15 protein-coding genes are annotated in these 13,791 nt (G+C 69.6%); 2 read left to right on the forward strand and 13 right to left on the reverse strand.

From position 1 onward, the window contains the following. Positions 1–54: 54 nt before the first annotated feature. The 7 genes from ACFU8W_RS30985 to ACFU8W_RS31015 form a co-directional block, all read right to left on the reverse strand. A complete protein-coding gene (locus tag ACFU8W_RS30985; protein ID WP_384044276.1) occupies positions 55–723 on the reverse strand; it encodes a potassium-transporting ATPase subunit C in 669 nt (222 codons plus the stop codon). Between the two features lie 16 nt (positions 724–739). Beyond that, positions 740–2,836, reverse strand: coding sequence for a potassium-transporting ATPase subunit KdpB (gene kdpB / locus ACFU8W_RS30990; RefSeq protein ID WP_384044279.1), 2,097 nt, complete (start codon positions 2,834–2,836; stop codon positions 740–742). Positions 2,837–2,880: 44 nt separating this feature from the next. Continuing rightward, entirely contained in the window at positions 2,881–4,545 is a 1,665-nt protein-coding gene (kdpA, locus tag ACFU8W_RS30995) for a potassium-transporting ATPase subunit KdpA (RefSeq protein ID WP_384044073.1), read from the reverse strand. A gap of 7 nt (positions 4,546–4,552) precedes the next feature. Then, positions 4,553–4,642, reverse strand: coding sequence for a K(+)-transporting ATPase subunit F (gene kdpF, locus ACFU8W_RS31000; protein ID WP_037701211.1), 90 nt, complete (start codon positions 4,640–4,642; stop codon positions 4,553–4,555). Between the two features lie 358 nt (positions 4,643–5,000). Beyond that, positions 5,001–5,774 (reverse strand): DUF3710 domain-containing protein, encoded by a 774-nt coding sequence (locus tag ACFU8W_RS31005; RefSeq protein ID WP_384044076.1) that lies wholly within the window; start codon positions 5,772–5,774, stop codon positions 5,001–5,003. A 1-nt stretch (position 5,775) separates the two neighbouring features. Further along, entirely contained in the window at positions 5,776–6,309 is a 534-nt protein-coding gene (gene dut, locus ACFU8W_RS31010) for a dUTP diphosphatase (protein ID WP_266980656.1), read from the reverse strand. Then, positions 6,309–6,893, reverse strand: a complete 585-nt coding sequence (locus ACFU8W_RS31015) for a PaaI family thioesterase (protein WP_345514298.1) — start codon at positions 6,891–6,893, stop codon at positions 6,309–6,311. Before ACFU8W_RS31015 ends, dut begins: the two co-directional genes overlap by 1 nt. 58 nt (positions 6,894–6,951) lie before the next feature. Here ACFU8W_RS31015 and ACFU8W_RS31020 point away from each other — a divergent pair, with 58 nt between their 5' ends. After that, positions 6,952–7,410, forward strand: coding sequence for a DUF3093 domain-containing protein (locus ACFU8W_RS31020; protein ID WP_327243955.1), 459 nt, complete (start codon positions 6,952–6,954; stop codon positions 7,408–7,410). A gap of 36 nt (positions 7,411–7,446) precedes the next feature. Here the strand turns inward: ACFU8W_RS31020 and ACFU8W_RS31025 are convergent, their stop codons facing one another. From ACFU8W_RS31025 to ACFU8W_RS31040, 4 genes are all read right to left on the reverse strand, one after another. After that, positions 7,447–8,424 (reverse strand): hypothetical protein, encoded by a 978-nt coding sequence (locus ACFU8W_RS31025; protein WP_384044082.1) that lies wholly within the window; start codon positions 8,422–8,424, stop codon positions 7,447–7,449. A 12-nt stretch (positions 8,425–8,436) separates the two neighbouring features. After that, complete coding sequence (locus ACFU8W_RS31030; protein WP_003965732.1) at positions 8,437–8,733, reverse strand: DUF4193 domain-containing protein; 297 nt, start codon at positions 8,731–8,733, stop codon at positions 8,437–8,439. Between the two features lie 406 nt (positions 8,734–9,139). Next, positions 9,140–10,375, reverse strand: a complete 1,236-nt coding sequence (locus tag ACFU8W_RS31035; RefSeq protein ID WP_266980664.1) for a HAMP domain-containing sensor histidine kinase — start codon at positions 10,373–10,375, stop codon at positions 9,140–9,142. Between the two features lie 6 nt (positions 10,376–10,381). Then, a complete protein-coding gene (locus tag ACFU8W_RS31040; RefSeq protein ID WP_266980666.1) occupies positions 10,382–11,035 on the reverse strand; it encodes a response regulator transcription factor in 654 nt (217 codons plus the stop codon). Positions 11,036–11,392: 357 nt separating this feature from the next. Between ACFU8W_RS31040 and ACFU8W_RS31045 the strand changes: the two genes are divergently transcribed. Then, positions 11,393–11,566, forward strand: a complete 174-nt coding sequence (locus tag ACFU8W_RS31045; protein WP_384044087.1) for a hypothetical protein — start codon at positions 11,393–11,395, stop codon at positions 11,564–11,566. A 102-nt stretch (positions 11,567–11,668) separates the two neighbouring features. Here ACFU8W_RS31045 and ACFU8W_RS31050 read toward each other — a convergent pair whose 3' ends face one another. Both ACFU8W_RS31050 and ACFU8W_RS31055 read right to left on the reverse strand, forming a co-directional pair. Further along, the gene (locus ACFU8W_RS31050) at positions 11,669–12,487 is read right to left on the reverse strand and encodes an inositol monophosphatase family protein (protein WP_384044090.1); all 819 of its coding nucleotides are present in this window, start codon (positions 12,485–12,487) and stop codon (positions 11,669–11,671) included. A 42-nt stretch (positions 12,488–12,529) separates the two neighbouring features. After that, the gene (locus ACFU8W_RS31055) at positions 12,530–13,657 is read right to left on the reverse strand and encodes a ferrochelatase (RefSeq protein ID WP_384044093.1); all 1,128 of its coding nucleotides are present in this window, start codon (positions 13,655–13,657) and stop codon (positions 12,530–12,532) included. Positions 13,658–13,791: the final 134 nt, after the last annotated feature.

Below are 13,791 nucleotides of genomic sequence, written 5' to 3' on the forward strand. Positions count from 1 at the left end.
CCGTGGTCCCTGTTATAGGGACCACGGCGCCCAGGCACATCCGCCGACGAAGGATCAGCCTCCGTTCACCAGCTCCTTGAGCGCGATGTTGAGCTGAAGGACGTTGACCCGCGGCTCACCCACGAAGCCGAGGATCCGGCCGTCGGTGTGCTGCTTCACGAGCTTCTCGACCCGGTCGACGCCGAGGTGGTTCCGCTCGGCGACGCGGCGCACCTGGAGCTGTGCGTACGCCGGGGAGATGTCCGGGTCGAGGCCGGACCCGGAGGAGGTCACGGCGTCGGCCGGCACGTCCGAGGGGCTGACCGGGTGCCCGGGCACGGAGTTGTCCTTGACGACCGCGGCCTTGGCGTCCGTGACCCAGTCGATCAGGTCCTTGTTGTCGCCGGACCGGTTCGTCGCCCCGGACAGGAGCAACTTGTACTGGGTGTTGACGCTGTTGGTGCCGAGCCCGTTGGACGGGCGCGGCTGGAACCACCTGAGGTCCGGGGCCGGGGTCTCCTGTCCCTTCTTCAGCGGCAGGTCGTAGCGCTGCCCGATCAGTTCGGAGCCGACGACCTTGCCGTTCGCCGTGATCTCGGAGCCGTTCGCCCTGCCCGGGAAGAGGCCCTGGGCGACGCCGGTGACGGCGAGCGGGTAGATCACGCCGCAGACGATCGTGAGGACGAGCAGGGCGCGCAGCCCGGCCCAGAGCAGCCGAACGGTGTTTCCCGCGGAGTTGTTCATGGAGGTCATGGCGCGATCAGCCGATTCCGGGAATGAGGGAGAGGATCAGGTCGATGATCTTGATGCCGATGAACGGGGCGATCAGGCCGCCGAGCCCGTAGATCCCGAGGTTCCGCCGGAGCATCGAGTCGGCGCTGCTCGGCCGGTAGCGCACGCCCTTCAGGGCGAGCGGCACCAGAGCGATGATGATCAGCGCGTTGAAGACGACGGCGGACAGGATCGCGGACTCCGGCGAGGACAACTGCATGATGTTCAGCTTGTCCAGGCCCGGGTAGACCACCGCGAACATCGCCGGGATGATCGCGAAGTACTTCGCGACGTCGTTGGCGATCGAGAAGGTGGTCAGGGCACCGCGGGTGATCAGCAACTGCTTGCCGATCTCGACGATCTCGATGAGCTTGGTCGGGTTGGAGTCGAGGTCCACCATGTTCCCGGCCTCCTTGGCGGCCGAGGTACCGGTGTTCATGGCCACGCCGACATCGGCCTGGGCGAGCGCCGGGGCGTCGTTCGTGCCGTCACCGGTCATCGCGACGAGCTTGCCGCCGGCCTGCTCACGCTTGATGAGGGCCATCTTGTCCTCCGGCGTGGCCTCGGCGAGGAAGTCGTCGACCCCCGCCTCCTCGGCGATCGCCTTCGCGGTCAACGGGTTGTCGCCGGTGATCATCACCGTACGGATACCCATCCGGCGCAGCTCGTCGAACCGTTCCCGCATGCCTTCCTTGACGACGTCCTTGAGGTGGATGACGCCGAGGATCCGGGCACCCCGCTCGTCGTCGACGGCGACCAACAGCGGTGTACCGCCCGCCTGGGAGATCCGGTCGGTGAGCGTGCGGGCGTCCGGCGAGACCGTGCCGCCCCGCTCCTCGACCCAGGCGACGACCGAGCCGGTCGCACCCTTGCGGATCCTGCGCCCCTCGACATCCACACCGGACATCCGGGTCTGTGCGGTGAAACCGACCCACTCGGCCCCGCCGAGCTGACCCTGGTGGCGCTCGCGCAGCCCGTACGTCTCCTTCGCCAGGACGACGACGGAGCGGCCCTCGGGCGTCTCGTCGGCCAGGGAGGAGAGCTGGGCGGCGTCCGCCAGTTCGGCCTCCGTCACCCCCGCGACCGGGACGAACTCCGCGGCCTGCCGGTTGCCGAGCGTGATGGTCCCGGTCTTGTCGAGCAGCAGGGTCGACACGTCGCCGGCGGCCTCGACGGCGCGTCCGGACATGGCGAGGACATTGCGCTGGACGAGGCGGTCCATGCCGGCGATGCCGATCGCGGAGAGCAGCGCGCCGATGGTGGTCGGGATGAGGCAGACCAGCAGGGCGGTCAGCACGATCATCGACTGTCGCTGTCCCGCATAGATCGCGAACGGCTGCAGGGTGACGACGGCCAGCAGGAAGACGATGGTGAGGGACGCGAGCAGGATGTTGAGCGCGATCTCGTTGGGCGTCTTCTGCCGGGCGGCGCCCTCGACCAGGTTGATCATCCGGTCGATGAAGGTCTCACCGGGCTTGGTGGTGATCTTGATGACGATGCGGTCGGAGAGCACCTTCGTACCACCGGTGACGGCCGAGCGGTCGCCGCCCGACTCCCGGATGACCGGTGCCGACTCCCCCGTGATGGCGGACTCGTCGACGCTGGCGACGCCCTCGACGACGTCACCGTCGCCGGGGACGATGTCACCGGCCTCGCAGACCACCAGGTCACCGATGCGCAGATCGGTGCCGGGGACGCGCTCCTCGTCCTTCCCGACGAGCCGGCGCGCGACCGTGTCGGTCTTGGCCTTGCGCAGCGTGTCGGCCTGCGCCTTGCCGCGGCCCTCGGCGACCGCCTCCGCCAGGTTGGCGAAGATCGTGGTGAGCCAGAGCCACGCGGCGATCGCCCAGCCGAACCAGTCGGTCGGGTCCAGGGCGGCGAGGACGGTGGTGAGCACCGAACCGGCCAGGACCACGAACATCACCGGCGACTTGACCATCACCCGCGGATCGAGCTTGCGGACCGCGTCGGGGAAGGACTTGAGCAGCTGCTTGGGGTCGAACAGCCCTCCGCCGACGCGTCCTTCGGTCCGGTGACCGGCGGCCGCGTCCTGGTGCGGTGCCAGGTCCTTGGTGACAGTGGACATCGCGTCCTCATGCATCGATTCGTCGTGTTGCGTACGTGTGGTGGTCATGACGCCAGCCCTTCGGCCAGCGGCCCCAACGCCAGGGCCGGGAAGTAGGTCAGCCCGGCGACGATCATGATCGTGCCGACGAGCAGTCCGCTGAAGAGCGGCTTGTGGGTGCCGAGTGTGCCGAGGGTCGCCGGTACGGGCCGCTGCTCGGCGAGCGAGCCGGCCAGAGCCAGGACGAAGACCATGGGCAGGAACCGGCCCAGCAGCATCGCGAGCCCGATCGTGGTGTTGAACCACTGGGTGTCCGCGTTGAGCCCGGCGAATGCCGAACCGTTGTTGTTGGCGCCGGAGGTGTAGGCGTACAGGATCTCGGAGAAGCCGTGCGCACCGGAGTTGGTCATCGAATGGACCGGGGTGGGCAGGGCCATCGCCGCCGCGGTGAAGCAGAGCACCAGTGCCGGGGTGATGAGGATGTAGCAGGCCGCGAGCTTGATCTCGCGGGTGCCGATCTTCTTGCCGAGGTACTCGGGGGTGCGGCCGACCATCAGACCCGCGATGAACACCGCGATGATCGCCATGATCAGCATGCCGTAGAGGCCGGAGCCGGTACCACCGGGGGCGATCTCGCCGAGCTGCATGCCCAGCATCGCGATGCCTCCGCCGAGGCCGGTGAACGAGGAATGGAAGGAGTTCACCGCTCCGGTCGAGGTGAGCGTGGTGGCCACGGCGAAGATCGACGATCCGCCGACCCCGAAGCGGGTCTCCTTGCCCTCCATCGCCCCGCCCGCGATGTCGAACGCGGGTCCGTGGTGGGCAAACTCGGTCCACATCATCAGCGCGGTGAAGCCGAGCCAGATGACGCCCATCGCCGCGAGAATCGCGTAGCCCTGCTTCAGCGAGCCGACCATCCGCCCGAAGGTGCGGGTCAGCGAGAACGGGATGACCAGGATCAGGAAGATCTCAAGGAGGTTCGAGAGCCCGTTGGGGTTCTCGAAGGGGTGCGCCGAATTGGCGTTGAAGTAACCGCCACCGTTGGTGCCCAGCTCCTTGATGGCCTCCTGCGAGGCGACCGCACCGCCGTTCCACTGCTGCGAGCCGCCCATGAACTGCCCGACCCCGTGGATGCCGGCGAAGTTCTGGATGGCGCCGCACGCCACGAGCACGAGCGCGGCGATCACGGCGATCGGCAGCAGGATCCGTATCGTGCCGCGCACCAGGTCGGACCAGAAGTTGCCGAGCTCACCGGTGCGGGAACGGGCGAAGCCCCGTACGAGCGCCACCGCGACGGCGATGCCGACGGAGGCCGAGACGAAGTTCTGCACCGCGAGGCCGCCGGTCTGGACGACATGGCCCATGGCCTGCTCGCCGTAGTACGACTGCCAGTTGGTGTTCGCCACGAAGGAGGCCGCCGTGTTGAACGCCTGATCGGGGTCGATCGAGGAGAAGCCGAGCGAGCCGGGCAGGCTGCCCTGGAGCCGCTGCAACAGGTACAGGAAGAGGACGCTCACCGCGGAGAACGCGAGGACACCACGGAGATAGGCCGGCCAGCGCATCTCCGTGTCGGGGTTGGCGCCGATGGACCTGTATATCCACTTCTCGACCCGGAGGTGCTTCTTCGAGGAGTAGACGCCGGCCATGTAATCGCCGAGCGGACGGTACGCCAGACCCAGCGCCACGACGAGCGCGAGCAGCTGGAGTACGCCGGCGAGGACGGGGCTCATATCGGGCTCAGAACCTCTCCGGGTACAGAAGGGCGAGGACGAGATAGCCCAGCAGGGCGACGGCCACGATCAGACCGACGATGTTCTCGGCAGTCACAGCTTCGCCACCCCCTTGGCGACGAGAGCCACCAGCGCGAAGACCGCGATCGTGGTGACGACGAAGGCCAGATCGGCCACCGTGTGCTCCTAGATGAGGTTCGGATTCTCGGACCTCTTGAGCAAACCCCCGTCCGAAGCCCCCGTGGCCTGCGTTGATGGCTTCCTTACGGGGTAGGCCGCGCCCTTGACGGCGCCCATACGTGCCGCATACGCGCCCCATACACGCGCCGGTGAGCGTGCTCCGTCGCGCGCTCCGCAGGCGCGCTCCTCGGGCATGCAAAAGCCGGTGGGCCGCACCTCCCTCGAAGGGAAGTACGGCCCACCGGCCGAAGCTGTCACGCGCCCCGCGAGGCGGTTCAGCGCACCTCGGTGATCTCGGGCCCGCGCTGGAGCTGGCCCATACCGCCGGAGAACTTCGAGCTCTCCTGGTCCTCCTGCTGCACGCCCTCGGGCACCATCTGGGCGTCGTTGGGGAGCTTGAGGACGATCGGGTCGCGCGGGGCCATCGGGCCCTCGCCACGGACGACCACGGTGTCCCGGAAGATCGTCTCCAGCAGCCCGGCGGCCTGCGGCTGCACGGCGCCCTGGCCGGAGATCACTCCGCGCAGGAACCAGCGCGGCCCGTCGACGCCGACGAAGCGCACCAGCTGCACGCCGTTCGTCCCGTCCGGAAGCTGTACGGGGACCTGTGCCCGCAGCTCCCAGCCCAGCGGGCCCTCGACCTCGTCGATGATCCCGCCCTGCTGGGTGATGCCGGCAGCGATCTCCTCGCGGACCTCGCCCCAGATGCCCTCCTTCTTGGGGGCGGCGAAGGCCTGCAGCTGGATCGCGCTGTCACGCAGCACGACGGTGGCGGCGACGATCGCGTCGCCGGCGACCTCGACGCGCAGCTCCATGCCGTCGACCCCGGGCACGAAGATGCCGCCCAGGTCGACCCGGCCCTCGGCGGGCTGGGAGACCTCGTCGATGTCCCACGGCCCGTCCGGCCGCGGTGCCGGCGGGAGGTTCACCCGGCCCGCTCCGCTCTCGGCGGCGTCGGTGTCGTCGAGCTCGTCGACGACCTGCTCGGCCTCGCGCGCTTCGTCCGCCACGTCCTCGGCGGAACCACTCTTCTTGCGACGTCCGAACACGTCACTGTCCTTCCCGGTCGGGTACGACCGAAGCGTAGCTGTTCCCGCCCTGGGTGATCCCGCCCCTGACGCCGTCAACATCACCCGTGGCATGCCCTCCGGTGGAACCGAAGCCGCCCTCGCCCCGCGCCGAGCCGGGCAGTTCCGACACCTCGTGGAAGCGCACCTTCTCGACCTGCTGGACGACCAGTTGGGCAATCCGGTCGAACCTCTCGAACCGCACGCTCTCGCGCGGGTCGAGATTGATGACGATGACCTTGATCTCTCCACGGTACCCGGCATCAACCGTCCCCGGGGCATTGACAAGGGCGACTCCACAGCGGGCCGCGAGTCCGGACCGCGGATGCACGAACGCGGCGTACCCGTCGGGCAGGGCGATCGACACGCCGGTGGGCAGCATCGCGCGTTCGCCCGGGGCGAGCTCGGCGGCCTCGGTGGTCACCAGATCGACCCCGGCGTCGCCCGGGTGCCCGTATGCCGGAATCGGCACCTCCGGATCGACCCGGCGAAGCAGTACGTCAACGGGACGGCGCATCAGGGGTTCACCTCGAAGGCACGGGCGCGCCTGACCTGGTCCGGGTCGGCCATCGCCGCCTGGATCTCGGCGGGGCGGCCGTTCTCGATGAAGTGGTCGACCTTGACCTCGATGAAGAGGGCCTCCGCGCGGACCGCGACGGGCCCGTCCGGGCCGCCGATCCGGCCGGTCGCCCGGGAGAAGATCTTCCGGCCGTGCACGGCGGTGACCTCGGCGTCCAGGTGCAGCACGGTGTCGACCGGCACGGGCCGCACGAAGTCGGTCTCCAGCCGCCCGGTCACCGCGATCACCCGCAGCAGCCAGTTCAGCGAGCCCAGCGTCTCGTCCAGCGCCGTCGCCAGGACGCCGCCGTGCGCAAGGCCCGGGGCCCCCTGGTGGGCGGCCTTCACCGTGAACTCGGCGGTGACGCTGACACCCTCGCCGGCCCGCGCCTGGAGGTGCAGCCCGTGCGGCTGTCCTTCACCGCAGCCGAAACAGTGTTCGTAGTGCGCGCCGAGGAGCTCGCCGGGGGCCGGGGCGTCGGGATGCCGAACCGGTTTCACCGCGTCGGCCGGTGGCTGAAGAGCCGCAGATGTTCCACTCACAGGCGCAGACCTTACCCGCGCGGACTGCCACGGGTCGCGCCGTGCCAAGCTTGGATTCATGCAGCCTTCCACCCCGCCTTTCGACGAACGCCTGACCGCACCCCGTTCATGGTGGTTCCTCGCCTTCCTGTTGGGGGTCGCCTGCGCCCTGATGTTGCTGCCGCTGGGCACCCTGCCGCTGCTGGCCGGCCTGGTCGGCGGCACCGCGCTGGCCTCGCTGACGGTCAGCTCGTACGGCTCCGCCCGGATCCGGGTGGTGGCGGGCGCCCTGGTCGCCGGTGACGCCCGGATCCCGGTGACGGCACTCGGCGAGGCGGAGGCGCTGGAGGGCGAGGAGGCGCGCGCGTGGCGCACGTACAAGGCGGACACCCGCGCCTTCATGCTGCAGCGCAGCTACATCCAGACGGCGGTGCGGGTGGAGGTCACGGACCCGGAGGACCCGACTCCGTACGTCTACCTGTCGACTCGCGAGCCGCAGGCCCTGGTGGCGGCTCTCACGGCGGTGCGGGCCGCATAGCCGTTCCGTACCTCTGCGGGGCCGCCGGGACAGCCCTCAGTCCTCGATCTCCTTCGGGAGGTCCTTGGGCAGCTTCCGCGGCCGCTCCAGGGGCGGCAGTTCCGGGAGCCGGTCCCAGGGGACCTGAGTCTTGCGCAGGTCCTTCCTGACGCGTTCGGCAAGCTTCTTCGTGTCGCGCCGGTTCATCATCGCGCCGACGGCGGCGCCGACCATGAACGGGATCAGGTTCGGCAGATTGCGCATCATCCGCTTGACGATCTGCTGGCGCAGCTCCCGCTTCATCCGGCCGCCGAGCGCCGTATCGATCGTCGTCGGATGGGTGACGTCGATGCCGCGCTCCTCCGTCCACGACGTGAGGTACGCGGTGCTGCGCTGGGTGAGGCCGCCCGGCGGGCGCAGACCGTAGACCTCGTGCAGTTCGGCCACGAGCTTCATCTCGATCGCGGCCACGCCGGTGATCTCCGCGGCCAGCTCGGTGAACATGGCGGGCGGTACGGGCATCATGGCCGCCGCACCGATACCGGCGCCGACGGTGGCGGTGCCCTTGCACGCGCCCGCGACGAGCTTGTCGGCGAGTTCCTCGGGGCCGAGGCCCGGGAACTGCCTGCGCAGGGTGGCGAGGTCCCGTACAGGGACGCGGGGAGCGGTCTCGACGATCCGGTCGGCGATATGACCGATCGCCGTCCTGGCGCTCTCCCCGCCCTTGCGTACACCCCGTTTGACTGATTGCAGACGGCCTGCCCCGGTCACGGGCTCGGTCCTGCCGGTCTGCTCGGCCCCGTCGGCCGCACCGGCTGCTGGTACTGACCGTCCTGTCTCCGCAGCGATTGCGGCTTCCACTGCTTCGAGCGAGGCCGAACGGCCTCGCTCGTCGTCAGATACGCCCGCGGAGGGTGGCAGGGCGGACCGCTCGGCAAAGGCTGCTACGCCTTCTGCCGGGCCTGTACCGCCCTGATTCGCCTCCGACGGCTTGTGTTGCAAGCGCCGCTTCCGGAACGGTGTGTCGCCTGCCACGCCCGACCGGACCTAGTCGCAGTCGCGGCAGATCGGCTGACCGTTCTTCTCGCGGGCCAGCTGGCTGCGGTGGTGCACGAGGAAGCAGCTCATGCAGGTGAACTCGTCGGCCTGCTTCGGCAGGACCCTGACGGCGAGTTCCTCATTGGACAGGTCCGCTCCGGGGAGCTCCAGTCCTTCTGCCGCGTCGAACTCGTCGACGTCGACGGCGGACGCCGTCTTGTCGCTCCGACGGGCCTTGAGTTCCTCAAGGCTGTCCTGGTCGACGTCGTCATCGGTCTTGCGTGGGGTGTCGTAATCCGTTGCCATGTGTCGCTCTCCCCCTCTGGGTGTCTGCGGTGTCTCAGCGCACGTAACGCGTGAGAGGCCGGACTTGTGCCCGACCCGAGGCGGAGATTTTGCCTCACATCAAGGTCTGTTACTCAATCGACACCCGAGCGGACCTCTCCTGAGTGGTCGGCTTGGGTGGCGAAGGGGACCGTACACGGTCCGAATGTCGCGCTTCACGGGCGCCACCCCGTGTACTTCCCGTGATATCGGCCCCCGAAAACCCCGACTTTTGCCGGATTTTGGGTAGGAGGCCTGGTCACGGAGCGTGGAGCGCACGAAATTCGCTCCTGTGATCGATCACACACGGATCCTGCGGGCACGGGTCCCGAAAATTCCGCTCAAAGCGAACGAAGTAATCCCTGTGCGTGTCGCTCGACCCAGCCTCTCAGACCGGCAGGGTGACGCGCATCACGAGACCACCACCCTCACGGGGTTCCGCGATGATACGGCCGCCGTGAGCACGCGCCACGGACCGCGCGATCGACAGGCCGAGCCCGACCCCCTTGTCGCTGCCCGTTCGCTCCGTACGGAGCCGTCTGAAGGGCTCGAAGAGGTTGTCGATCTCGTACGCCGGCACCACGGGACCGGTGTTCGAGACAACCAGCAGCGCCTGGCCGGGCTGCAGCTCGGTGGTGACCTCCACCCAGCCCTCCTCCCGGACGTTGTAGCGCACGGCGTTCTGTACGAGGTTCAGCGCGATCCGCTCCAGCAGGACACCGTTGCCCTGGACGACGGCGGGCACGATCTCCTCACGGATCTCCACGCCCTTCTGCTCGGCCTCGGCCCGGGTCTGGTCGAGCGCGCGCGTGGCGACCTCCGCGAGGTCGACCGGCTTGCGCTCGATGATCTGGTTGTCGCTGCGGGCGAGCAGCAACAGCCCCTCGACCAGCTGCTCGCTGCGCTCGTTGGTGGCCAGCAGGGTCTTGCCGAGCTGCTGGAGCTCCGGCGGAGCCTCCGGGTCGGAGAGATGGACCTCCAGCAGTGTGCGATTGATCGCGAGCGGGGTACGCAGCTCGTGCGAGGCGTTCCCGACGAACCGCTGCTGCGCGGTGAAGGCCCGCTCCAGCCGGTCGAGCATGTCGTCGAAGGTGTCGGCGAGCTCCTTGAGCTCGTCGTCGGGACCGTCCAGCTCGATCCGCCGGGACAGGTCCGTCCCGGCCACCCGGCGGGCGGTGCGGGTGATGCGGCCCAGCGGCGAGAGCACCCGGCCCGCCATGGCGTAGCCGAAGGCGAAGGCGATGACGCTCAGACCGACAAGGGCCAGCAGCGAACGGTTCAGGAGCGTGTCGAGCGCCTGCTGGCGCTGATGGTTGACACACGTGTTCATGGCCGCGTTGACGGCAGCCGGTGACGACCCCTCTCCCGAGAGGTTGCACAGATCGCTGGAGACCTGGCCGCTGACGACCTTGAACGGCAGCTCACTGCCCACGTGCAGGGCCTGTGCGGCCAGCATGTAGATGATCGAGAGCAGCAGGATGCCGGCGATCAGGAACATCCCGCCGTACAGAAGCGTGAGCCGTATCCGGATGGTCGGGCGCAGCCAGGGGTACGGGGGCTCCAGCTGTTTGGGGTCCCAAGTGGGTTTCGGGGGCGCTGTCGGGGGCGCCGGAACGGCGGACACCGGGCCTCAGATCCGATAACCGGAGCCGGGGACGGTGACGATGACCGGTGGCTCCCCGAGTTTGCGGCGCAGGGTCATGACCGTCACCCGGACCACATTGGTGAACGGGTCGGTGTTCTCGTCCCAGGCCTTCTCCAGCAGCTGCTCCGCGGAGACGACCGCACCCTCGCTGCGCATCAGGACCTCCAGCACCGCGAACTCCTTCGGCGCGAGCTGGATCTCCTGCGCGTCGCGGAAGACCTCGCGGCGGTTGGGGTCCAGCTTGATGCCGGCGCGCTCCAGGACGGGCGGCAGCGCCACCGTCGTGCGGCGCCCCAGGGCCCGTACCCGCGCGGTCAGCTCGCTGAAGGCGAACGGCTTGGGCAGGTAGTCGTCGGCGCCGAGCTCCAGGCCCTCCACCCTGTCGCTGACGTCCCCGGAGGCGGTGAGCATGAGCACCCGGGTCGGCATGCCCAGCTCGACGATCCGGCGGCAGACGTCGTCGCCGTGCACCAGGGGGAGGTCCCGGTCCAGCACCACGACGTCGTAGTCGTTGACCTCGATGCGCTCCAGGGCCGCCGCGCCGTCGTACACGACGTCGACCGCCATGGCCTCCCGGCGCAGTCCGGTGGCCACCGCATCGGCGAGCAGCTGCTCGTCCTCCACGACGAGTACACGCACGGCGCTGTCCTTCCTTAGAAACTTCAGAACGTCCGAATGAGCCCACGGACCGTGATCGGACCGGCTCAGAAGCACTGTCTGTGCGGCACCATCCTGCCCGCAACGCGTATAAACCGGCGGTAAGGCGGCGCGGTGCGACCTGCGGCTTCCGGGAATTCACCGGATTTCCGGGCCAGTTGAGGTTTCTCTGAGCCAGGGCCTGGGGAGGACGAATTCACACCCGCGATCACGCCATGCATGTGGCGCGCCACGGCCGCTCCGTCCCCGGAGAGTGCGTGATCACCCGCCCTACCGCCCCTGGCGGAGGGAAACCCGGGCACACCCCCGTGCCACCGACCCACGATGAGGGGGCGCACCATGGACGCTTTCACCGCAGGTCTGCTGCAGAGAATCAAGACCACCGAGTCCGACCTCACCAGGGCCCTCGAGACGGGCGACGACTTCCTCGCGGACGTCGAGCAGGGAGAGCTGGACGACCTGCGCCGCCTCGCCGCCGAGCACGGTGTCGAAGTCGGCGTCACGCCCGTCTGAGCAGTCGGCAGAGGCCCCCCGGCGTCTCCATGACGCCGGGGGCCCTGTGCTGTCCGTGAACGCCCGCCACGGCGCACACCAGGCGCTTTGCGGGCGGGTGCGTCAGTCGTGCCAGGCGCCCAGGTCCTCCAGGAGGGCCTGCAGGGGCTCGAAGACACCCGGTGACGCGGCGACCGTCAGGTCGCCGTCGGCGGGCAGTCCGGGCCGCCCGCCGGTGCGGGCGCCGGCCTCCCGGGCGATCAGGTCACCCGCGGCAAGGTCCCAGGGGTGGAGCCCGCGCTCGTAGTAGCCGTCCAGCCGGCCCGCGGCGACATCGCAGAGATCGACGGCGGCGGAGCCGCTGCGCCGGATGTCGCGGAGCTTCGGGATCAGCTGCTGGGCGACGTCCGCCTGGTGCGTACGGACGGCGGTGACGTAGTTGAAGCCGGTCGAGACCAGCGCCTGGTCGAGCGGCGGTGCGGGCCGGGTGCGCAGCGCGGCGCCGTCGCCGTACGCACCGCCCTTTGCGTACGCACCGCCGCCGAGGACCGCGTGGTACGTCTCACAGCGCATCGGGGCCTCCACCACCCCCACGACACGCTCGCCGTCCCGTTCCGCTGCGATGGAGACGGCCCAGGTCGGCAGCCCGTAGAGGTAGTTCACCGTGCCGTCGAGCGGATCGATGACCCAGCGGATGCCGCTGCTGCCCGCGGAGCTGGCACCCTCCTCGCCGAGGAAGCCGTCCTGGGGGCGGCGCTCGGCGAGGAAGCCGGTGATCAGCTTCTCGGCGGCGATGTCCATCTCGGTGACGACGTCGATGGGGCTGGACTTGGTCGCGGCCACCCCGAGATCGGCGGGGCGGCCGTCGCGGAGCAGCGCACCGGCGCGCCGGGCGGCCTCCAGGGCGAGACCGAGCAGTTCGGACAGGACGGGGTCGGCCACAGAGGGCACAGGGGGCACAGGGATCACAGAGGTACAACGCTCCTAGGCGAAGGGACTGTCGGCGCCCGCCGCGGCGGGCTTGAGGGCACGGGCCGGGCAGCAGCCGACGGGGCAGAGATCGTGGCTCGGGCCGAGCGCCCCGAGCGCGCACCGCTCCACCGTGCGTCCCAGTTCGGTGGCGGCGCGCTCCAGGACCAGCTCGCGCACGGCCCCGGCGAACCGCGGATCCGCACCGACCGTCGCGGACCGCCGCACCGGCAGACCGAGCTCGGCGGCCTTCGCGGTGGCCTCGGTGTCGAGGTCGTACAGGACCTCCATGTGGTCCGAGACGAAGCCGATGGGGGCCATCACCACAGCGGGCACGCCCGCCCCGTGGAGCGCCTCCAGGTGGTCGCAGATGTCGGGCTCCAGCCAGGGGATGTGCGGGGCGCCGCTGCGCGACTGGTAGACGAGCTGCCAGGGATACGTGACACCGGTCTCCTCGCGCACCGCGTCGACGATCATCCGGGCGACGTCGAGATGCTCGGCGACATACGCGCCACCGTCGCCGTGCGCCTCCTCGGGGCCGGAGGTGTCGGCGGCGGAGACGGGGATGGAGTGTGTGGTGAAGGCGAGGTGCGCCCCGACCCTGGCCCCTTCGGGAAGCTCGGCCAGGGACGCGAGGACACCGTCCACCATGGGCCGGACGAAGCCCGGATGGTTGAAGTAGTGCCGGAGCTTGTCCACGCGCGGCACCGGCAGCCCCTCGGCCTCCAGCACGGCCAGCGACTCGGCGAGGTTCTCGCGGTACTGGCGGCAGCCGGAGTACGAGGCGTAGGCGCTGGTGGCGAGGACGGCGATGCGGCGGTGCCCGTCGGCCACCATCTCGCGCAGGGTGTCGGTGAGGTAGGGCGCCCAGTTGCGGTTGCCCCAGTACACCGGCAGATCGAGTCCGTGGTCCGCGAAGTCCTTGCGCAGGGCATCCAGCAGGGCCCTGTTCTGGGCGTTGATCGGGCTGACGCCGCCGAACAGGAAGTAGTGCTTCCCGACCTCCTTCAGCCGCTCCTCGGGGATGCCGCGGCCGCGGGTCACGTTCGCCAGGAACGGGACCACATCGTCCGGGCCCTCGGGTCCGCCGAAGGAGAGCAGCAACAGGGCGTCGTAAGGAGCGGGAGCGCGCAGATCGGACATGGGACCGATCCTGCCACCCGCCTCCGACAGCGCTCCAACCGACATCCACCGGCGTGCCCGTGACCGGGCGTCGGCCCCGGTTCCGGTCGCCGTGCGCCGCCCGTAAGCTGTGTCGGCCACCTTCACGCATGACA

It is taken from the genome of Streptomyces sp. NPDC057565 (assembly GCF_042801455.1).
Classification (GTDB): domain Bacteria; phylum Actinomycetota; class Actinomycetes; order Streptomycetales; family Streptomycetaceae; genus Streptomyces; species Streptomyces yanii.

Coding starts and splice junctions, on each gene's coding strand:
- ACFU8W_RS31045 (WP_384044087.1), top strand. CDS start 11,393: ATGGACGCTTTCACCGCAGGTCTGCTGCAGAGAATCAAGACCACCGAG.
- ACFU8W_RS30985 (WP_384044276.1), bottom strand. CDS start 723: ATGAACAACTCCGCGGGAAACACCGTTCGGCTGCTCTGGGCCGGGCTG.
- ACFU8W_RS31020 (WP_327243955.1), top strand. CDS start 6,952: ATGCAGCCTTCCACCCCGCCTTTCGACGAACGCCTGACCGCACCCCGT.
- ACFU8W_RS31030 (WP_003965732.1), bottom strand. CDS start 8,733: ATGGCAACGGATTACGACACCCCACGCAAGACCGATGACGACGTCGAC.
- ACFU8W_RS31055 (WP_384044093.1), bottom strand. CDS start 13,657: ATGTCCGATCTGCGCGCTCCCGCTCCTTACGACGCCCTGTTGCTGCTC.
- kdpB (WP_384044279.1), bottom strand. CDS start 2,836: ATGTCCACTGTCACCAAGGACCTGGCACCGCACCAGGACGCGGCCGCC.
- kdpA (WP_384044073.1), bottom strand. CDS start 4,545: ATGAGCCCCGTCCTCGCCGGCGTACTCCAGCTGCTCGCGCTCGTCGTG.
- dut (WP_266980656.1), bottom strand. CDS start 6,309: ATGCGCCGTCCCGTTGACGTACTGCTTCGCCGGGTCGATCCGGAGGTG.